The sequence below is a fragment of the Parasphingopyxis algicola genome (assembly GCF_013378075.1).
Taxonomy (GTDB): domain Bacteria; phylum Pseudomonadota; class Alphaproteobacteria; order Sphingomonadales; family Sphingomonadaceae; genus Parasphingopyxis; species Parasphingopyxis algicola.
The window spans coordinates 166,341-186,665 of the sequence record NZ_CP051131.1; the positions used below are offsets into that span (position 1 = coordinate 166,341).

The window sequence follows — 20,325 nt, forward strand, 5'->3', positions numbered from 1 at the left end:
TCAGAATACTGCGGCGATAAGCTTGGCGAAAGCATCGGCCCGATGGCTGATTGCATGTTTTTTGTCCGGATCGATTTCGGCGAACGTCCGGCTATGGCCGTTGGGCACGAAGACTGGGTCGTAGCCGAAACCCAGCGTTCCACGCGGCGGCCAGGTCAGATGTCCGGCGACCCGCCCTTCGAATACCTCGCTATGGCCGTCGGGCCAGGCCAGAGCCAGGGTGCAGGCGAAATGGGCGCTCCGATCGGTATCGGGGCCCTGTTCGGCCAGTTTTCCTTCGACCTTGCCCATCGCCATGTACCAGTCGCGACCCGGGCCGCCCTCATGGGCGCGCGCTTCCGCCCAGTCGGCGGTGTAGACGCCCGGCGCGCCCTCCAGCGCGTCGACGCACAATCCGCTGTCGTCGGCCAGTGCGACAAGACCCGAGCCCTTTGTGCCTGCGCGCGCCTTGATGAGTGCATTTTCGGCGAAGGTCGTGCCCGTCTCCTCGGGCTCGGGCAAGCCGAGTTCGCCCGCGCTGACCACCTCCATGCCGTGCGGTTTTAGCAGGTCTGCGATTTCGCGCACCTTGCCCGGATTATGGCTGGCGATGACCAGCTTTCCCGGTTCGAGCCTGCGGCTCACGATATGGCGGCGTCCTGCGCCGCGAAGATTTCGGTGCAGCCGATGCGCGCGAGGCGGAGCATGCGCAGCAGCGCTTCCTCGTCATAGGTTTCGCCTTCGGCCGTGCATTGCGCCTCGGCGATATTGCCGTCGCCGGTCAGCACGAAATTGGCGTCGGCACCGGCGTTCGAATCTTCCGCATAATCGAGATCGAGAACCGGTTCGCCGCTATAGATGCCGCACGAGATTGCCGCGATTTTCTGGGTCATCGGATCGTCTTCAAGCTTGCCGCCAGCCATCAACGCGTTGACCGCCAGTCTGAGCGCGACCCATCCGCCGGAGATCGACGCGGTGCGGGTGCCGCCATCGGCCTGGATCACGTCGCAATCGACGGTGATCTGGCGCTCGCCGAGCTTGTCGAGATCGGTCACGGCGCGTAGCGAACGGCCGATCAGGCGCTGGATTTCCTGGGTCCTGCCGGACTGCTTGCCGCGAGCCGCTTCGCGATTGCCGCGGGTATGGGTTGCGCGCGGGAGCATCCCATATTCGCCGGTGACCCAGCCGCTGCCTTTACCGCGCATCCAAGGCGGTACGCGATCCTCGATGCTGGCGGTGCAGAGTACGCGCGTCTCTCCGAAGCTGATCAGACAGGAGCCCTCGGCATGTTTGGTAAAGCCGGGTTCGATCGTAATAGCCCGCATTTGATCGGGCGCGCGGCCGGATGGGCGCATAAAGCATATGTCCTTCTGGAATGTGTCGGTCCGCCCCTATCGCGCGGGGCATCGCTCGTCCAGCCGAATGACGGCGAGCGTGGGCATCCGGTGGGAGGGGAGCGTCAGCCGGTGGTGGCGCTCGCGAGCGCGACGGCCTGCGTCGATGCAAGGGCTTCGGTTTCTTCCGGGATAGCGTCGATGGTGAAGCTGATCGTGATCGTCGGCGTCGGCGGCTCGGGCGGTTCCGGCGCGACCGGCGCGGAATGGCGATACCGGCGGGCGGTACGTTCCGCGCGTGCCTGGGCGCGTTCGGCCAGTGCCTGGGCCCGCTCGGCATGGCGCTCCGCACGGCGTTCCAATTCGCCGCTCAGCGCCGTCATACGGACGGCGAGTTGCGCCATTTGGGGTTCGAAGTTCGCGTTATGGGTTTCGCCCAGTCGCTCCATCTCACGTTCGACCCGCGCCATTTCGCGTTCGATCCGTCTTTCGACTTGCGCCATCTCGCGATCCAGCCGCGCTTCCTCACGCGCCATTTCCCGCTCGATCCGGGCCTCCTCGCGTTCGAGCGCAGCCTCACGGCGCGCCATTTCGCGTTCTATCCGTGCGGTGCGCCGGTCTTCCGCGCGTTGGCGCCGATCCTCAGAGCGTTGGCGACGGTCCGCAATCAGCTCGTCCTTGTCCTCGCATTCCTGATTCTCTTCCTCGACGCGCGGTTCGAAAACCGCTGTTTGCAGCACGGCGTTGCGCAACAGGCCACTGTCCTGCTGCAGTACCACAGGCTGGAACAACGCGTTGCCGCTCTTCCGAGAATCATTGCCGGATCCCCGGAAGGTGAAAGTCCATCCGGGCTCGGCGTCGAAGGACCAGCCTTGCGGATCGCTCGAGGCCCAATGATCGTCAGCGTCGCGCTCATGACGTTTCGCTGCGGACTCTTCCGACGTCCCACCTTCGCGCGATGGCCGTACCTCCGGCGTTTCGCTGGGCGGCGCTTCCGCAAGCGCGACTTCGATTTCCGGCACGATCTCGGTTGCTTCACCCGTATCCGTGTCTGCATCCTTGCCGTCGCTGTCCTTGAACGTCGTCGACGAGAAGGATGCATCGGCCGATGCCGCGATCGTGAGACATCCCGCGAGCACGAGCGTCAACGCCGCCGCGGGCATCGTCGTGCCGCTTTCGCGGCGGAACGGGCGTTCGCGCAGCCGCGTGATACGATTCATCAGAGGGGTGTGCCGGCCTTCGGCCGCCATCGCGAAACCGGGCAGCATGTCGCGGCTTTCCAGTGCGACCTTGCCGAGGCCCTGGGCGAGCGCGTTGCTGTTGCCCGTTTCCTCCACGACCCGGGCGTCGCAGGCATATTCGCGTTCGATATCGATCTGGCGCGACAGATAGGCGATCGCGGGATGGAAGAAGAAGATGTTGCAGATCATCGCCTGGATCAGGCCGAGCAGATAGTCCTGGCGGCAGATATGCGCGATTTCATGGACAAGGATGGCCTCGGCCTGATCGATCGGTAGGCGCAGGAAAAAGCCCGTGGGCACGAGAACGATGGGCTTGAGCGTTCCGATCGTCAGCGGAGTGGTGATGCGCGAGGACTGGAGGATCGTCGCGCGCGCATCGGCGCCCAACCGCTCGACCCAGAGCCGGAACCGCATTTCCCAATCGGCGGGAACGGGGCCGGTGCCTTCATGCTTGAGCCGCGAGGTGGCGCGCAGCGACTGGATATAGCGGACGCCGAGCCAGCTGAAGCCGAGCGCCCAGACGAGGCTGATGAACCAGGTCGTGCGGCCGAGAGTCTCGACAAACGCCTGCCAGCCCTGCGCCGGGGGAACGTACCCGGAAACGGCGATGGTCTCGGCCGCGCCGATGGTCCGGTAGCACAGGACCCAAGTGACGATGAAAAGCAGGAGGGTAGCCGCAAGTCCGCCATAGGCGCTGATGAACCGCAGCTGGGCATTGTGGCGCGGAATGATCCGGAGCGCGACGAATACTAACGCGGCGACAAGTGCGATCTGCCAAATACTGTGCAGCAGGGCCCAGCCCAGGCTGTCGACCAACACGCTCGGGTTAACGCGCATCCTCTTCTTCCCCCTGTTCGGCTTCCAGTTCAGCGATGAAAGCCTTGAGTTGTTCTATTTCGCGGGCCGACACATCGTCGCGGCCCAGCGCATGCATGACGAGATCGGCTTTGGAATTGCCGAAAACGGTCCGAACGAGCCGATTCAGCAAGGTCGTTCGCGTTTCGGATGCGGGTTGCGTCGCAACATAGTCGAACGACTTGCCCTTGCCCGGGATGCGATCGACAAGCCCCTTGTCGAGCATCCGCTGGAGCTGTTTGAGAACGGTCGTATAGCCGACGTCCCGGATCTGCCGGATCTCTTCATGCACGGTGCGCACGGAAACAGGCTGCCGCTCCCAGACTATCTGGAGGATTTCCGCTTCGGCCTCGGAAGGCGGGGGCAGGGTTGTATTACCGTCTGTCATAGACACGTTTCGCGCGCTTCCTTACCGATTCCGCGTATTTACGGCAAGTGTCGTTACTCAACTGTCGACCAACGACATGCTGGGCACGACGAACGGCATGGTGGGGCGGGACTGGCGGTTTTGCCTTGGAGTTTCTACATCGCGCCCATGGCCGGCCCGAATGTCACCGAATTGTCCGAACGTGCGCGCGACGTGTTTCGCACGGTGGTCGAGACATATCTGGACAGCGGCGAGCCGGTCGGATCGCGGACGATCTCGAAAATGTCCGGCCTCAACCTGTCGCCGGCATCGATCCGCAACGTCATGCAGGATCTCGAAGAACTCAATCTGCTCGCCGCGCCGCATACCAGCGCCGGCCGCATGCCCACCGAAACGGGCCTGCGCCTTTTCGTCGACGGCATGATGCAGGCGGGACAGCTGACGGCTGCCGAACAGCAGGCGATCGAAGCGCAGATCGGCGGAGTGGGGCCGGTCGAGGAAGCGGTCGCCAATACGACGGCCGCGCTGTCCGGCCTCTCGGCCTGTGCGGGCCTCGTCCATGTGGCGAAGCGGGAACCCGTGCTGAACCAGTTCGGCTTCGTGTCGCTATCTGAAACCCAGGCGCTTGCCGTGCTCGTGGGCGGCGACGGCTCGGTCGAAAACCGGGTCGTCGATCTGCCGCATCCGGTGCCGGCATCGACGCTCAACGAGGCGGCCAATTATGTCAGCCAGCGCCTGTCGGGCCTGACGCTCGAACAGGCCACAGCACGTCTCCAGGAAGAAATCGGCCGCGGCAAGGCGGCGCTCGACGCGGCCGCGCAGGACCTCATCGCCCGCGGCCTTGCAACCTGGTCGCGCGACAACGCGTCGCGCCCTGTGCTGATCGTCAGAGGACAGGCCAATCTGCTGGATGAAACAGCGGCGGCCGATCTCGATCGCGTCCGGCATTTGCTCGGTGAGCTGGAGGGTAAGGAAGAAATCGCCCAGCTGCTCGATCATGCGCGCGATGCCCGGGCCATGAAGATTTTCATCGGATCGGAGAACAAGCTCTTCGCGCTTTCCGGGTCCTCCGTCATCGCCGCGCCCTATCATGACGGGGACGGACAGGTGGTCGGCGTGGTCGGCGTAATCGGGCCGACACGCTTGAACTATGCGCGAGTCGTTCCCATGGTGGACTTCACTGCGAAAACCCTGTCGAAATTAGTGAGCTGAATGAGAACAATGGACGGCGAAAAGACCGAAAAAACCGATAGCGAAACCCTTTCGGAAGAGGCCGAGGCCGAACTGGCAGGCGTTCCCGAAAGCATGCGTGATACCGAAGGCGACGATAGCGAACCGCAATCGGACGCCGACCGGATTGCCGGGCTCGAAGAAGAGCTCGCCGCGGCGAAGCAGGAGGTCCTGTATGCCAAGGCCGAGGAGCAGAATACGCGCCGCAGGCTCGAACAGGAAAAGCAGAATGCCAGCGCCTATGCGGCGACCGGCTTCTCCCGCGATATCCTGTCCGTCGCGGACAATCTGGAACGCGCGCTCGACGCGATTCCGCAGGAATTGCGCGACGACGAGAAGTTCAAGGGGCTGGTGGCCGGGCTCGAAGCGACCGGACGCGAACTGGCGACCGTGTTCGGCAAGCATGGCATCGAACCGGTCGAAGCCGTTGGCCAGGAACTCGATCCGAACCGGCATCAGGCGATGGTCGAGATTCCGAGCGACGAAGCCGAACCCGGTATCATCGTCCAGCAGATGCAGCGCGGCTACATGATCAAGGATCGGCTACTCCGCCCGGCGCTGGTCGGCGTGGCGAAAAAGCCGGACTAAAGCTCCATCACGAGCTGCGTATTGCATCGATTGTAGGGCGTCTGCCAAAATTCGTCGCGGTGGAGTTCACGGAAACCCGCCGAGCGATAGAGCCGGTTGGCGGCCGGCAGCCGGTCGCTGGTTTCGATCCATATCCCATCGGCGCCCATTGCCCGCGCCTCGTCGAGAAGCCGCGCCATCACCGCTCTGCCGATGCCGTGGCCGCGCATACCCTTTTTCGCCGCCATCTTGACGATCTCGACATAATATTCACCGGCCACCGGCTGGATATGGGCGGGAACAACCGCGCCGCAGCCGCAGACCTCGCCGTCGATTTCGGCGATCACGATCCGTCCGCCCTTGGCGATGATCGAGGCTTGGGGATCGTCGAGCTGCTGGCGATCCGAATCCTCGATCTCGAATTCCTCCTCGATCCAGGCGAGGTTGAGATCGGCAAAAGCCCGGCTATCGCTGGGCTCGAACGCGCGGATCAGCGGCGCCATTTCATGCCGCGAGCGTGTAGCGGGATTCTCCGGGCCCGCGGCACATGCGCTTCGAGACCCGCGTTTCCTCGCCGCTGACGATGACGACATCGGTGACATCCATGCAGCTGGCGCCATTGGGCTGCGAGGTGAGGGCGGTCACCGTCGACGACCCGGACACATCGGAGCGCGTCGGGCTGGCCCAGCTCGCGGTCGCGCCGACCTCTTCCTGCTGCGTCACCTCCTCGGTCGCTTCGGCCATCCGCTCCTGTTCTTCGGGCTCGAGCTGGCACGCAATCTCCGCGACCAGCACGCCGGCAAACTGGCCGGCAATGAAACCGCCGACGGCGCCGATGCCGGCTGCGTCTCCCAGCACACCCCCCAGGATGCCCCCCAATATTCCCCCGCCGGCCCGTTCCGTATCGCAGGCGTTCTTGCCGTCCTCTTCTTCTTCGCGGCGAGCGCGCTGCTCCGTTCCGTCGGCGCGGTCGCGCTCGGCGGTTTCCGTCGTACGCTGATAATTGGCGCAGGTGCCGGAATAGCGGCAGAAACGCTCCTGGAGGAAGGCGCGGTCCTCCTGATAGCGCACCTCGATCTCCCGCGCGGTCGCCATGTGCCGGCCATCGGGATTCGAATCTTCATGCTCCTGGGTGATGGCGGCGAAGAACCCATCGGCCTGTTCCTGGGTGTAATCGAAATCGTTCATCACCTGAGATTCGTAAAGCGCGGCGATCTGTTCCTGATGTTCGATCATGCGCAGGCGGAACGGCGCGAGCACTTCGGCATGATAGGCGTCGAGCCGTTCGATGCAGCGATTGGTCGCGTCTGCCTTGTCGAACGGTTCGTCCTGCCGGCGATAGTCGTAGCGGCAATCGGGATAGGTCGCCCCGCTCATGACGGGCGTTGCGGGGATTTCGGGCAGCGGCGGCGGGGGTGCGCGTTGCGCATCGGCCGCAAGCGGAATGACCGCCAATCCCGCCATGCCGATTATCGCCGCTATAAGTCTGTTCAAGCCCTTCGCCATCGTCACCCCCACTCCGGTCGGCAATTTGTAGCCGCCAACGGCCCGCCGGGCAATGATCCCGGCGGGCCGCGCGCGGGACAGAATCAGACCAGCTGGGCGCGATTCTCGTCGCGATGCTTTTTCAGATATTTCATGAACGGCGTGCCGCCGGTGCCGACATCGACGTCGTTGCCGGCGCCCGAGGCCACCTGTTTGTTGATATAGCTGGCCGCATATTCGAGATGGCGCGTCCGGAACCGGGCGACCTGCTCGACACAGGCATTGAACGCATCCTTGACGCCGCTCGACTGCTGTTTGGCGAAGGCGCGCAACCGGCTGGCTTCGGCGAGGTCCTCGATGAAGCGGCGGTGCGGTATCGGGCGGTAGGGATGCAGTTCGGCCAGGAATTCGCGCAGCGCGTCATTTTCATGGGTGACGTTGAACAATGCGTCCATTGCCGGAACGATCGACGACTGCGACCCGGTTTGGCCGCGAAAGGCCTGTGGCTTTCCGCCATAGCGTTCGACGCCTTCATAGATAATGCCCTCTGGCGTGGCGGGGTTGTTCTTCCAGCCATGGATGTAGGGACGGACGCGCTGGTAATAGATATGGGGCTCGCAGCGTTCGGGCATACGGTCGAAATGCGCATTGATCCGGTCCCAGACCGTGTTCATCGTCTGGAGCAGCGTTTCGACGCGCCCGGCGTCGCCATCGTCCGCCGCTGCAACGATTTCGGTCGCAAGTTCGAGCGCCCGCCCGGCTTCGGCTTCGATCGCCACATGGATCAGGACGAACCAGTTTTCGTCCATGCCGCCGAGGAAGTTCTGGCGCATCGCGATATTGTCGAGCGCGATCGGCGCCGACTTGTCGAGCCGATACCAGTTGTCGAGTACATAGCCGGAATAGGGCAGCAGGGGTGCCTGGCCCAGTTTCTCGGCAAGCGCATCGATCGGCACGGCGAGCATGGCCGGCAATACAGTCGGTGCAGAATCTTCCCCCCACACATAGGCCTGCACGAGGAACGAATAGCGCACCATCGCGACGCGGATCTGCGCGTCGCTGGCCTCCGCCAGAAAGGCCGTCATGTCTGGCTGCGGTAGCTGTTCGAGCCAGTGCCGGGCCCGGCCGGTGGTGAGGATCGCGGAAAGCGTGTTTGCCGCTTCGACGATCGTATCGAATTCTGGTGGAAGGGAGATTTCGTCAATCTCGAAATCGGAAAGATAGCCGCGCTCCCGCGACATGCCGTAGGTTGAAAGCTCCATCTATGTCTCTTGGTCCCGGGCGCGGGTTGGGCCGCCCGGTGCATGGCCGGATCGTTACGCCCGCCGATGCAATTATTCAAGCGCGATGCCGTAGCGTCAGGCAGGCCCAGTTGACACTGGTTGACACAGGCCGGGGGTCGCCGGGGCTATTTGCCGCTTAAGTTGACAAAGTGGACACGCAGCGTTGCTTGCGCGCGCAATTTAATTTCCCACACAGCCGGCCTGCACAGCTGGAAAGTCACGAAGGTCACACACTCGGAGGGCCCAGAACCTCTCGCTCCGGCGAGCGGAAACGGTGGGGTGGCGGACGGGGTCAAAGAGCCTCGCGAGGCTCGGGACTCGGCGGCGCCATGGTGAGGGAGGTTTTCCTATTTTGCGAGGGAAATCGTATTTGGGGGATTTGGTACACTGTCAACGTAATTTCCTGCCCTCCAAAGACCCTAGGGAAACCGCTAGGAAACAGTTTCGTCCGGTCCGCTTCACTCATGCGAAGCGCTTGTCGTATTCTTGGGATATCCGGATAAGCGCTGCTCCGTATTCATTCGTGACTAGTTGCGCATTCGCCCATGCGAAGTCATGTGGCGGCTGGTTCGTCGCGATGAAAGGCAGTATAATCAACTCGTCGTAGAGCTGTTCAATTCGCTGCCGGACACGGCGCTGGGCCTCATCGTATTCTTGAATTGGATGCCGATACGTGGCCGAACCGTCCGTAAGGTACGTCCGATCTTTCTCATAGGAAAGGTACTCGGGAGCCTGATTCACCCCAACTACTGCGATGCAAATCGGATCGCCTCCGAACGACCGGAACACCCGCGCCTGATTCTCTAGGTCAGACAAAACTCGATCAACTTGCTTTATCATTGCCTTTGCAAGAATTTTCGTCTCGACACCAATCTCAATGTTGGCAATTGGGCCGCGAGAGACATTGAAATCGGGGACTGTCTCAGGGTCGAGATGGGGCAACAGCTCACCTAGACTGCCGTCTCCGCGCCTATTCTTTCTGCCCGTGATCAGGTTCTTGGTGTTGATGACGCGCGACCCAGATTTGGCGCGCGAAACGTATTTCTTCGAGCGGCCCAGGTCGAGAAGGTCCTCATACAATTCGAGAGCAACCTTGTCGCCGTTAGTGGAGGCCCGGTGACGATAGACTGCGCCATCAAATAGCCCGCGAAACTTGTTCAGAAGCTTGTAAGTCACCGTGTCCCCGGCTCATATTTTGTTTTCGAGTGCGATGCTGTAGCAACTTGGCCTCGACTGCTCCAGTCTCTCGCTTCGCGGCGATTACCTTCTCCAGATTGCGTTGCGCGATTTCGATGTAAGTTGGCTCGATATCGAGGCTGATCGAGTTTCGGCCGGATACGACGGCGGCAACGCTGGTACTACCCGTCCCACCGAAAGGGTCGAGGACAGTGTCCCCGGCGAACGAGAACATACGGATCAGCCGCTCGGCGAGCGCTGGCGGGTAAGGTGCAGGGTGCCCGGCCCGTGTCGATGCGCCGCGAATGTCTGTCCAGACACTGCGCCACCAAGCCTGCATCTCTTCCTTGGTCAGCATCGAGAGCGCCTTTTGAAGCGGCTCGACCTTGCGGTATTCGCCGCCCTTCCGCATAAAGAGGATGTACTCAATATCGTTTTTGACCACTGCTCCCGGCTGATAGGGCTTGCCGTAGAAACCCGCCCCGTTTCCAGCAGCCTCGGTTACGCCGTTCGCAATCTTGTGCCACAGTATCGGGGTGAGCACGTCGAGGCCTAGCGAGCGCGATCGCACCTGAATGTCGGCATGTAGCGGCATTACATAATGCCGGCCGCCCCTCTTGCGGGGCACGCAGACATCGCCCACGACACAGACGACACGACCGCCAGGGACAAGCACCCGCTCGCATTCACCCCAAACCTTGTCGAGCTCGACCAGGAACTCCTCATAGTCTTCGAGGTCGCCGAGCTGGCCGCGCGATCCTTCATACTGCTTCAGCGTCCAGTATGGCGGCGAGGTGACTATGAGATGCACCGATTTGTCCGCGATACTGTTTAGATCGCGGGCGTCGGCGAGCCCGAGCTGGTGAGTCGTCTTGTTGTAGGGGGACGGCCAAACAACCCGACGGAAATGCTCATTCGCCGCGCGAAAAATCTTCAAAGCCTCGGAGCTGTTGTCGGCCTTTGGGAGCTCGAAATTCTCACCGTGCAGCTTGAATACGCGCGCCATGCCGAGCTCCGTTCTCGTTTCATTCCACTCCGGAATAGCGGATTACGGCCTCGCGTCAAAGCGCGAACCGCAATTTTGTCCCCGACTGTTTCCAAAGAGCATTACAGAGCGCTTCGGCGACAGTTCACAAATCCCCAAATTGCCCAATTCCCGTCACCCTACCTTGAAAGGCAAGATCGCCTCGTAACTCTCCACCGACGCCGCACCCGCGACTGCACCACCCTGCCGCAGCAAAAACGTATGCCGCACGATTTCGGCCTGCTGCTCCAGCCCGTAGCGTTTGAGCGGCCAGCCCGGCTTGAGGCTGTAATGGTAGCGGCAGAAGGGGTGACGGCGCAGCGGGAGGAAAATGCCCGACTGATATTGCCAGACATGGGTCATCTCGTGGACAAACAGCGCCTGCAGCTTGAGCGGCGCCGTGCCGAAATCGTCGCGCCAAAAAGGGCCTTTGGGGTGGAACCAGATTCCGCCGGTCGGCGCCATCACGGTGTTCGCCGGTTGAAACGGAAACCATTTGCGCCGGTGCAGCTTTACCGCGTCATAGTCGATCGCTTCGCCGAAGATGCTCGCGGCCAGTTTGCGTTCGGCGGCGGCGAGGGGGCGAGCGATAGCAGACTGGTCCATCGCCGGTCTTTCGACCAATTCGGCGTCGGAGGGCAAGCCGCTTGTGCGCGGCTCGCCCCCGGCCCGCGATCAGTTGCTGTAGAGTTCGGAGACGTCCAAAATCGCCGATTCCAGCTGTGCGCTGCCATAGGTGCCGACCCAGATATCATACTGGCCCGACCGCGGCGTATCGAAGCGGATCGACGGGTTGAGGCCGTCGCCGCCATCGTCATCGCAATACCATTCGCCGTCCGGTCCGTTGATGACGAGCGTCGTATCGGAACTGGATTGAACCGAGATGTTCAGCGGCAGGCGGCCGCTTTCATACTGCACCCGATAGTCGGGCGCCGGCGAGACATAGCCACGGCAGGAACCGCCGAGCACCGACGCGTCGATCGAGCCGCCCGATTGGAGGCGAATCCGGTGCGGATCAGGCGTGAAGCCGGATCGCAGCGTTGCCGTTCCGTAATTCGGATCGAGCGAGAAGTCCGGACGTCCGCCGGAATTGCTGCTGGTCGACCGGTTTGAGATGTCATCATACAGTTCCGAAATGCCCAGCACGGCCGATTGGAGGCTGGCGCTCCCATAGGTGCCGACCCAGATCTCGTAGCGGCCCGACAAGGGCTGGTTGAACCGGACCGAAGGATTAAGGCCGCTGGCGCCATCGTCGTCGCAATACCACCGCCCGTCGGGTGCGTTGACGACCAGGGTCGTGTCGGCCTCGGACGCCACCGAGAACATGAGCGGCAGGCTTCCGCTCGCATAGACGACCCTCACGTCGGGAGCGTTGGCGATATAGCCGCGGCAGTCGCTGGCGATCGACGAGGCGTCGATGCTGCCGCCGGAAGAGAGTTCGACGAGCCGCGGGTCGTCGCTGAAGCCGGCGTTCAGTTCGACGGTGCCGTATGTCGGATCGAGATTGTAATTCTGCGCGGCGGCGGGAGCCGAAACGGCGATTGCAATGGTCGCGGCACAGACGGTCAGCGATCGGATGCTGTTCATGAAACTTCCCCCGGATAAAACATAAGGATGCGACCCTTATGGCATTGTCTTTTCTGAACCACCCGCCCGCAATCGTCCAGACATAATCGAAATCCGGTCGGTCCTGCGATCGGTCAGTGCGCGCCGTGATCCGTCTCGCCGCCGCCTTCGAACGGTGGCGAGTCGCCCGCCGCGATTGTCACCGCATCGACGCTGACGTCCCGGCCGCTGTCGAAACGGAAGTTGAGCGTAAGCGGGGTTCCCGGTGTAATCTCCGGATCGACACCGAACAGCATCCCGTGCCGGCCGCCCGGTTCGAAGACGATCGCTTCGCCCGGTGGTACGTCGGCCGACATGATCGGACGCATCCGCATGGCGCCGTCTTCCATGATGGTTTCGTGCAGTTCGACCGTCGCGACCCTTTCGCTGTCGATGGCGAGCAATGTGTCACCACCTTCCCCGCCATTGAGGACGAAATAGGCGGCGGCGGGCCGTCCGTCGACAGCCGGCAGCCTGACCCAGGCGTTTTCGACCATTTCGACGGGGCCGGCTTCTTCGGCGGGGCTGCAGGCGACAAGAGCCGTGGTCGCGAGGACGGCAATAAACGGAAAGCGCATCGAATTTCCCATATCTGAACAGATGGTTTCCTTTAGGTCGGCCAGACGGTTGCAGCAAGCGAAAGCCCACCTATATCGCCTCTGTAATGCCGCGCCGGCGGTTCTTGCTTCATAGTGAGGGGAGCCACCGGCTCCGCCGAATATTGGGGAAACATTGAGGGAAAAAATGGCAAAAGTAATTGGTATTGATTTGGGCACGACGAATTCGTGCGTTGCTGTCATGGAGGGCGGCAAACCGAAGGTTATCGAAAATAGCGAAGGTGAGCGCACGACCGCGTCGATGGTCGCCTTTACCAAGGATGGCGAGCGCCTGATCGGCCAGCCGGCCAAGCGCCAGGCCGTCACCAATCCGGACAACACGGTTTTCGCGGTGAAGCGCCTGATCGGCCGCCGTTTCGACGACCCGATGACGAAGAAGGATATGGAACTCGTTCCCTATCACATCGTCAAGGGCGGCAATGGCGACGCCTGGGTCCAGGCTGGCGGCGAGGATTACAGCCCGTCTCAGATTTCCGCCTTCATCCTGCAGAAGATGAAGGAAACGGCCGAAAGCTATCTCGGCGAAACGGTCGAGCAGGCCGTCATCACGGTTCCGGCCTATTTCAACGACGCCCAGCGCCAGGCGACCAAGGACGCCGGCAAGATCGCCGGCCTCGAAGTGCTGCGCATCATCAACGAGCCGACCGCGGCCGCGCTCGCCTATGGGCTCGAGAAGAATGACGGCAAGACGATCGCCGTCTACGACCTTGGCGGCGGTACGTTCGATATCTCGATCCTCGAGATCGGCGACGGCGTATTCGAGGTGAAGTCGACCAATGGCGACACCTTCCTCGGCGGCGAGGATTTCGACAGCAAGGTTGTCGAGTTCCTGGCCGATGCGTTCAAGAAGGACGAAGGCATCGATCTGCGCAGCGACAAGCTCGCTCTGCAGCGGCTCAAGGAAGCCGCCGAAAAGGCGAAGATCGAACTCTCGTCGGCCCAGTCGACCGAGGTCAACCTGCCGTTCATCACGGCCGACCAGAACGGTCCGAAGCATCTGGTGAAGACGATCACGCGGTCCGACCTCGAACAGCTGGTCGACGGGCTGATCAAGCGGACGCTCGATCCGTGCAAGAAGGCGCTCGAAGACGCGGGTGTGAAATCCGCGGATATCGACGAGGTCATCCTGGTCGGCGGCATGACCCGCATGCCCAAGGTGCGCTCGGTCGTGCAGGATTTCTTCGGCAAGGAACCGCATACCGGCGTGAACCCGGACGAGGTTGTCGCCATGGGCGCGGCGATCCAGGCGGGCGTGCTGCAGGGCGACGTCAAGGACGTGCTGTTGCTCGACGTGACGCCGCTATCGCTCGGCATCGAGACGCTGGGCGGTGTCTTCACCCGGATGATCGACCGCAACACGACGATCCCGACCAAGAAGACACAGGTCTATTCGACCGCCGACGACAATCAGAACGCCGTGACGATCCGCGTCTTCCAGGGCGAACGCGAAATGGCGTCCGACAACAAGATGCTCGGCCAGTTCGATCTGGTCGGTATCCCGCCGGCACCGCGCGGGGTTCCGCAGATCGAAGTCACCTTCGATATCGATGCGAACGGCATCGTGAACGTGTCCGCCAAGGACAAGGGCACGGGCAAGGAACAGCAGATCAAGATCCAGGCCTCGGGCGGTCTCGACGATAGCGATATCGAGAAGATGGTCCAGGAAGCCGAGCAGTTCGCCGAGGAAGACAAGACGAGGCGCGAGGCGGCGGAGTCGAAGAACCAGGCCGAAAGCCTCGTTCACACGACCGAGCAGCAGCTCGCCGAGCATGGCGACAAGATCGACGCGGATCTCAAGCAGGAAATCGAGACCAAGATCGCCGAGACCAAGACGGCGATCGAGGCGGACGACAGCGTGGCGATGAAGACCAAGTCGGAAGAACTGGCGCAGGCCGCGATGCAGATGGGCCAGAAGATCTACGAGGCCCAGCAGGCGGAAGCCGGTGCCGCCGACGGCGAGGCCGCTGCCGATACGGGCGGTTCGAGCGAAGACGAAGATGTTGTCGACGCCGAATTCTCCGAAGTCGACGAAGACCAGAAATCCTAAGATGATCGGGGGAGGAGCCCTGGGCTTCTCCCCCCGCTTCGTCGCGCTGGGGCAGCCATGACGGAAGTCGATTATTACGAACTGTTGCAGGTGGACCGGGGCGTCGACGGCGCCACGCTGAAATCCGCCTATCGCAAGCTCGCGATGGAATATCATCCGGATCGCAATCCGGGCGATTCCGAGTGCGAGGCGAAATTCAAATCCATCAATGAAGCCTATGAGTGTCTGAAGGACCCGCAAAAACGCGCGGCCTATGACCGGTTCGGCCATGCCGCCTTTCAGAACGGCGCGGGCGGGGGCGGCCACCAGCAGGATGGCTTCAGCGCCTTCTCCGATATCTTTGAAAATATCTTCGGCGAAGATTTCATGGGCGCGGGCCGGGGCCGGGGTCGTGGCCGCGACGTCCGGCGCGGCGCCGATCTGCGCTATGATTATGAGATCACGCTGGAAGAGGCGTTCAACGGCAAGGAAGCCGAGCTCACCCTCGATGTCACGGCATCGTGCGAGACTTGCGAGGGATCGGGCGCCAAGCCGGGAACGTCGGCCCAGACCTGCGCAACCTGTCAGGGCCATGGCAAGGTACGCGCGCAACAGGGGCTGTTCCTTGTCGAACGGACCTGTCCGTCCTGTCACGGCCTCGGTCAGGTGATCGCCGATCCCTGCGAGAACTGCCGCGGCGAAGGGCGGGTCGATACGACCAAGACGATCGACGTCAAAATCCCGCCGGGCGTCGACGATGGAACGCGCATTCGGGTCTCCGGCGAAGGCGAAGCGGGCGCCCGCGGAGGCCCCGCCGGCGATCTCTATATCTTCATCCATCTCGCGCGCCACGAGCTGTTCCAGCGCGAAGGGACGACCTTGTTCGCCCGCTGCCCGATCTCCTTCACGACCGCGGCTTTGGGCGGCTCGATCGAAGTCCCCGGACTCGACGGCGAAATCCATACATTTCTGATTCCGGCCGGGATGCAGACCGGGAAGCAGCTGCGAAAACGCGGTGCAGGCATGCCGGTGCTGCAGGGCCGGGGTTATGGCGATCTTGTCGCGCAGTTCGACGTCGAAACGCCGACGCGGCTTTCGGCGCGCCAGAAGGAGCTGCTGCAGGAATTCCGCGAAACCGAAACCGGCGAGGAAAGCCCGGAAAGCGCCAGCTTTTTCGGCAAGTTGAAAACGATGTTCAGCGAATAAGGACAGTATGGCGGGGGCAGGCACCAGCGATGCGCAGGCCCGCCGCGATGCCGCGATCGCAGCCTATCGGCGGGGCGATGAAGATGCGCTGGCGCTGATTGGCGAGGCGCTCCGGGAGATGCCGAACGACGGCGGACTGCTGATCAGCGAAGCGGCGTTGAAGGTCGGTCGCGGCGATCCGAACGCGCTGGCGCGTATCGAATCGATCATCCGTCGCGCGCCGGACTGGGTCGATGGACAGATCGCGTTGGCCGAATTCCGATGGGAATCCGGCGAAATCCAATGCTACCTGAAAGAGATCGAAGCGGCGCTGTCACGATTGCCGCGACACGCCGGACTGTGGAAGGCTTATATCCGACTGCTGGCCGGAACCGGGCGGCCGAGCGATGCCGCCGACGCCGCGCATAACGCCCGCCAACAAGGTTTCGACCTGCCGATGCTGCGCCTTATCGAGGCCGTGCATAGCGGCTCGGCCGGCGATCATGCGCGGGCCGAAGCGCTTCTTGCCGGGCTGCCGCGCGATCTGCCCGATCTTCCGCTGCAGCTGGCGCGGCACCATTTGCGCGGCGGACGCCATGATGCGGCGGTAATCGAACTGGACGAAGCCCGGCGGCGGTATCCCGAGGATATATCGGCCTGGGCGCTCACCGAGATTACGTGGCGGCTGACCGGCGATAGCCGGCACGATTGGCTCGCCGGAAACGAGGATCTGGCCGGACCCATGGACCTCGCGCTTTCGTCGATCGATTTGGACGCGTTGACGCAATGTCTGCGGGCGCTTCACGGGACGAGCGCGCGGCCGGTCGGCCAAAGCGTGCGACGCGGCACCCAAACGCGCGGCGACATATTCATCCGCGCCGAAGAACCGATTGCCGCGCTGCGCGTGCAACTGGACGCTGCAGTGCAAGCATTCTGGCATGCGTTGCCGGCCGAAGACATGTCCCATCCGCTTTTGCGGCACCGGCAGACGGAGCCGATCCTCGCCATCGGATGGTCGATACGCATTACCGGCGGCGGCTTTCATGTCAGCCATGTCCATCCCGGCGGTGTCCTGAGCTCGGCCTTTTACGTTGCGGTGCCGGGCACGCTGGACGCAAAGAAGGAAGAGGGCTGGATCGAACTCGGCCGGCCGCCGGACGATTTGTCGCTCGATCTGGGGCCGCTCCGTTCATTCGAACCGAAGCCGGGGCGGCTTGTGCTGTTTCCGAGCTATCTCTACCACGGGACGCGGCCTTTTCCAGAGGGCGAAAGGCTGTCGGTCGCATTCGATGTCGCTCATGCCGGAAAGGTGTTTTCCTAATGCAGTTCAACCGTATCGCGCTCGCCGCGCTGACGATGATGATCGCCGGACCGGCATGCGCCCAGGATGGCGAAATGGCCGATGTCGAGATTCGCACCGAGCAGCTCGCGCCGGGCGTCGCCGTGCTGTTCGGGCGGGGCGGCAATATCGGAGTCAGTTACGGTGAGGATGGAACGGTGCTGATCGACGATCAGTTCGCACCGCTCACCGGCCGGATCCAGTCTGCGATCGCCGGTCTCGGCGCGGATCCGGTCCGTTTCCTGATCAATACCCATTGGCACGGCGATCATACCGGCGGAAACGAGAATTTCGGCGAGGCCGGCGCGGTCATCATGGCGCATGAGAATGTGCGCGTCCGGATGGCGGCAAACGGACGGGACGGCCGCGTTGTTCCGCAGGCAGCACTGCCCGTCGTGACCTATCATGACGGCGTCAAGCTGCATCTCAACGGCGATACGGTCCACGCCATCCACCTGCATAACGGGCATACCGATGGCGATTCGGTGATCTGGTGGGAGAATGCGAATGTCGCCCATATGGGCGATCTGTACTTCAACCGGATCTCGCTGCCCTATATCGATCGCGATTCCGGCGGTAGTGCCCAAGGAATGGCGGCGGCGATCGACCGGGTTCTGGCGATAACCGATGACGAAACCCGGATTATTCCCGGGCACGGCCCGATGGCGACGCGCGCCGATCTCATCGGCTATCGCAACATGCTGCTGACGATCAACGAACAGGTGCAGGCGGCGATCGACGCCGGCAATTCGCTGGAGGAGATCCAGGCGATGAACATCGCGGCACCGTACGAGGTCGAAGGCGGCTTCATTTCGGCGGAGCAGTATATCGGCTTCGTCCATGACAGCCTGACCGACCCGAATGCGATGGCGCACGATCACGCGGATCATGGTCCCGATCACGACGATGGCGACGACCACCATTGATTCCGCGCGGATAAGAAAAGGGCCGCCGGAGCGATCCCGCGGCCCTCGCTTGTGACAGGACTGTCGACCTAATCGCCGAAGATCATCGCGACGAACAGCATTTGCGCAATCAGTGCGGCGGCTGTGCCGACAGAGCGGGACAAGAGCGTCATGGTCAATTCCTTCCCTGTTTGGCGAAACGATGCCTCGTTTCGAACACGAAATGGGAAGTGCTTGCGCGGCCGCCATCGCTTAAGGCAAAGCCACGGTTGCAGTTTTTGCAATTCTGTTCGGTCCGGCTAGTAACATGTGCAAACGTGCCGCTACACCTTCTTTGTCAGGTCAGGTTTGAGCGGGCTTGGGCTGTGAGCTCCTGTTTGAACTGATCGAGCTTCGCCTGTTTTTCTTTCAAGCGCTTGGCCTTCTCGTCGAGATGCCTTTTCTTCTCCTCGAGCCGTACACGCCGCTGCTCGAGTTTGAGGCGCTTTTCCTCCAGATGATGGCTTTTCCGATCAAGCTGCTGGGCCCTTTTTTCCTGCCGCCTGTGCTGCGTATCAAGCTGGTCCCTGCGCGTTTCCAATTGCTGATGCATGTTTTCGAGCCGCTTGCGAATGCGCTCTTCGACGACTTCGGAGCCTTCGAGCATCCGTCTTCTCGACACCCATTTGCTGAAGATGTTCACCGTTCACCTCGAATCACCACCTCATCGAAAACCCGCCCGAAAATCGTCTCAATATGTTTTAGATGATAGCCGAGATCGAATTTTTCCTCTATCTCCGAATTGCTGAGCGCCGCCGTCACGTCTTCATCCGCCTTGAGCAGTTCCATCAGCGACAGCGCGCCATCGGATTCCCAGACTTTCATCGCATTGCGCTGGACGAGGCGATAGGCGTCTTCGCGGCTGACGCCGGCCTGTGTCAGGGCGAGCAGAACGCGTTGCGAGTGGACGAGCCCGCCCATCTTGTCCAAATTTTTCTGCATCCGCTCGGGATATACGAGCAATTTGTCGACGACGCCGGTCAGCCGCGCGAGCGCGAAATCGAGGGTGATCGTCGCATCGGGGCCGATATAGCGCTCAACGGAAGAATGGCTGATATCCCGTTCGTGCCAGAGCGCGACATTCTCCATCGCGGGCAGGGCATAGCCGCGGACCATGCGGGCGAGGCCGGTGAGGTTTTCGGTGAGGATCGGGTTGCGCTTGTGCGGCATCGCCGAGGAACCCTTCTGGCCCGGAGAGAAATATTCTTCGGCCTCGAGCACTTCGGTGCGCTGGAGATGGCGGATTTCGACGGCCAGCCGTTCGACCGACGAGGCGATCACGCCCAGGGTCGCGAAGAACATCGCATGGCGATCGCGCGGGATGACCTGGGTCGAGATGGGTTCGACGGAAAGTCCCATTTTTTCAGCGACATGGGCTTCGACTTCAGGGTCGATGTTGGCGAAGGTGCCGACCGCGCCGGAGATCGCGCAGGTGGCGATTTCGGCGCGGGCCGCGGAAAGCCGGGCCTTGCAGCGATCGAACTCGGCATAGGCCTGGGCGAGCTTCAGCCCGAAGGTCACCGGTTCCGCGTGGATCCCGTGGCTGCGCCCGATCGTCGGCGTCAACTTGTGTTCCATCGCGCGACTTTTGAGCGCCTCGAGCAACGCATCGAGATCGGCCAGGAGAATATCCGAGGCGCGCGCCAGCTGCACCGCGAGGCAGGTGTCGAGCACGTCCGAGCTCGTCATTCCCTGATGCATGAAGCGGGCTTCCTCGCCGACATTGTCCGCGACCCAGGTGAGGAAGGCGATCACGTCATGCTTGGTCACCGCCTCGATCGCGTCGATCGCCGCGACGTCGATTTCGGGCTCGGTCCCCCACCAGTCCCACAGCGCTTTCGCTGCCGATTCCGGAACGACGCCGCGCTTCGCCAGCGCCTCGGTCGCATGCGCCTCGATCTCGAACCAGATCCGGAACTTCGATTCCGGTTCCCAGATGGCGGTCATTTCGGGCCGGGCATAGCGCGGGATCATCGGCGGTTGGTCCTTGAGTCGATGGGCAGCAGGAATGAAGCGCGGCGCTTAGCAGGAGCGCGCGCGCGGGACAAATCCGCCGCGCGTATCGGCG

The 20,325-nt window shown here is 62.3% G+C and carries 20 protein-coding genes; 6 read left to right on the top strand and 14 right to left on the bottom strand.

Translation table 11 applies throughout. The features are described 5' to 3' along the window. The 4 genes from rdgB to HFP57_RS00915 form a co-directional block, all read right to left on the bottom strand. A complete protein-coding gene (rdgB, locus tag HFP57_RS00900) occupies nucleotides 1–627 on the bottom strand; it encodes an RdgB/HAM1 family non-canonical purine NTP pyrophosphatase (protein ID WP_425500746.1) in 627 nt (208 codons plus the stop codon). Then, a complete protein-coding gene (gene rph / locus HFP57_RS00905) occupies nucleotides 621–1,334 on the bottom strand; it encodes a ribonuclease PH (protein WP_176868007.1) in 714 nt (237 codons plus the stop codon). The genes rdgB and rph overlap by 7 nt, the downstream gene beginning before the upstream one ends. 104 nt (nucleotides 1,335–1,438) lie before the next feature. Beyond that, nucleotides 1,439–3,391, bottom strand: coding sequence for a M56 family metallopeptidase (locus HFP57_RS00910; protein ID WP_176868008.1), 1,953 nt, complete (start codon nucleotides 3,389–3,391; stop codon nucleotides 1,439–1,441). After that, nucleotides 3,381–3,797, bottom strand: coding sequence for a BlaI/MecI/CopY family transcriptional regulator (locus tag HFP57_RS00915; RefSeq protein WP_176868009.1), 417 nt, complete (start codon nucleotides 3,795–3,797; stop codon nucleotides 3,381–3,383). The genes HFP57_RS00910 and HFP57_RS00915 overlap by 11 nt, the downstream gene beginning before the upstream one ends. A gap of 147 nt (nucleotides 3,798–3,944) precedes the next feature. Here HFP57_RS00915 and hrcA point away from each other — a divergent pair, with 147 nt between their 5' ends. Together hrcA and grpE are read left to right on the top strand one after the other, a co-directional pair. Next, entirely contained in the window at nucleotides 3,945–4,988 is a 1,044-nt protein-coding gene (gene hrcA / locus HFP57_RS00920) for a heat-inducible transcriptional repressor HrcA (protein ID WP_176868010.1), read from the top strand. 9 nt (nucleotides 4,989–4,997) lie between these two features. Next, the gene (gene grpE, locus HFP57_RS00925) at nucleotides 4,998–5,594 is read left to right on the top strand and encodes a nucleotide exchange factor GrpE (protein ID WP_176868011.1); all 597 of its coding nucleotides are present in this window, start codon (nucleotides 4,998–5,000) and stop codon (nucleotides 5,592–5,594) included. Here the strand turns inward: grpE and HFP57_RS00930 are convergent. The 8 genes from HFP57_RS00930 to HFP57_RS00965 all read right to left on the bottom strand — a co-directional run bounded on the left by HFP57_RS00930 (nucleotide 5,591) and on the right by HFP57_RS00965 (nucleotide 12,724). Then, nucleotides 5,591–6,076 (bottom strand): GNAT family N-acetyltransferase, encoded by a 486-nt coding sequence (locus HFP57_RS00930; RefSeq protein ID WP_176868012.1) that lies wholly within the window; start codon nucleotides 6,074–6,076, stop codon nucleotides 5,591–5,593. The genes grpE and HFP57_RS00930 overlap by 4 nt on opposite strands. Before the next feature lies 1 nt (nucleotide 6,077). Continuing rightward, the gene (locus tag HFP57_RS00935; RefSeq protein WP_176868013.1) at nucleotides 6,078–7,067 is read right to left on the bottom strand and encodes a hypothetical protein; all 990 of its coding nucleotides are present in this window, start codon (nucleotides 7,065–7,067) and stop codon (nucleotides 6,078–6,080) included. Between the two features lie 95 nt (nucleotides 7,068–7,162). After that, entirely contained in the window at nucleotides 7,163–8,320 is a 1,158-nt protein-coding gene (locus HFP57_RS00940; RefSeq protein WP_176868014.1) for a PrnB family protein, read from the bottom strand. Nucleotides 8,321–8,803: 483 nt separating this feature from the next. After that, nucleotides 8,804–9,517 (bottom strand): hypothetical protein, encoded by a 714-nt coding sequence (locus tag HFP57_RS00945; RefSeq protein WP_176868015.1) that lies wholly within the window; start codon nucleotides 9,515–9,517, stop codon nucleotides 8,804–8,806. Continuing rightward, nucleotides 9,477–10,523, bottom strand: coding sequence for a DNA-methyltransferase (locus HFP57_RS00950; protein ID WP_176868016.1), 1,047 nt, complete (start codon nucleotides 10,521–10,523; stop codon nucleotides 9,477–9,479). Before HFP57_RS00950 ends, HFP57_RS00945 begins: the two co-directional genes overlap by 41 nt. Before the next feature lie 153 nt (nucleotides 10,524–10,676). Further along, nucleotides 10,677–11,147, bottom strand: a complete 471-nt coding sequence (locus tag HFP57_RS00955; protein WP_176868017.1) for a vgr related protein — start codon at nucleotides 11,145–11,147, stop codon at nucleotides 10,677–10,679. A 69-nt stretch (nucleotides 11,148–11,216) separates the two neighbouring features. After that, nucleotides 11,217–12,128 carry a hypothetical protein gene (locus HFP57_RS17875; RefSeq protein WP_218135053.1) on the bottom strand — a complete coding sequence of 304 codons (912 nt, stop codon included), beginning with the start codon at nucleotides 12,126–12,128 and terminating at the stop codon, nucleotides 11,217–11,219. Nucleotides 12,129–12,241: 113 nt separating this feature from the next. After that, nucleotides 12,242–12,724, bottom strand: coding sequence for a copper chaperone PCu(A)C (locus HFP57_RS00965; protein ID WP_176868018.1), 483 nt, complete (start codon nucleotides 12,722–12,724; stop codon nucleotides 12,242–12,244). Between the two features lie 166 nt (nucleotides 12,725–12,890). Here HFP57_RS00965 and dnaK point away from each other — a divergent pair, with 166 nt between their 5' ends. Genes dnaK through HFP57_RS00985 form a run of 4 tightly spaced genes read left to right on the top strand, consistent with a single transcriptional unit; the run spans nucleotide 12,891 to nucleotide 18,239 of the window. Beyond that, the gene (dnaK, locus tag HFP57_RS00970) at nucleotides 12,891–14,810 is read left to right on the top strand and encodes a molecular chaperone DnaK (protein WP_176868019.1); all 1,920 of its coding nucleotides are present in this window, start codon (nucleotides 12,891–12,893) and stop codon (nucleotides 14,808–14,810) included. A gap of 57 nt (nucleotides 14,811–14,867) precedes the next feature. Then, nucleotides 14,868–15,995 carry a molecular chaperone DnaJ gene (dnaJ, locus tag HFP57_RS00975; RefSeq protein ID WP_176868020.1) on the top strand — a complete coding sequence of 376 codons (1,128 nt, stop codon included), beginning with the start codon at nucleotides 14,868–14,870 and terminating at the stop codon, nucleotides 15,993–15,995. Between the two features lie 7 nt (nucleotides 15,996–16,002). Then, nucleotides 16,003–17,295, top strand: a complete 1,293-nt coding sequence (locus HFP57_RS00980) for a 2OG-Fe(II) oxygenase family protein (protein WP_176868021.1) — start codon at nucleotides 16,003–16,005, stop codon at nucleotides 17,293–17,295. Next, on the top strand, nucleotides 17,295–18,239 hold the full coding sequence (locus tag HFP57_RS00985; protein WP_176868022.1) for an MBL fold metallo-hydrolase: 945 nt from the start codon (nucleotides 17,295–17,297) through the stop codon (nucleotides 18,237–18,239). Before HFP57_RS00980 ends, HFP57_RS00985 begins: the two co-directional genes overlap by 1 nt. Nucleotides 18,240–18,555: 316 nt before the next feature. Here HFP57_RS00985 and HFP57_RS00990 read toward each other — a convergent pair whose 3' ends face one another. Then, on the bottom strand, nucleotides 18,556–18,900 hold the full coding sequence (locus HFP57_RS00990) for a hypothetical protein (RefSeq protein WP_176868023.1): 345 nt from the start codon (nucleotides 18,898–18,900) through the stop codon (nucleotides 18,556–18,558). Beyond that, on the bottom strand, nucleotides 18,897–20,231 hold the full coding sequence (gene purB / locus HFP57_RS00995; RefSeq protein WP_176868024.1) for an adenylosuccinate lyase: 1,335 nt from the start codon (nucleotides 20,229–20,231) through the stop codon (nucleotides 18,897–18,899). Before purB ends, HFP57_RS00990 begins: the two co-directional genes overlap by 4 nt. Nucleotides 20,232–20,325 lie beyond the last annotated feature (94 nt).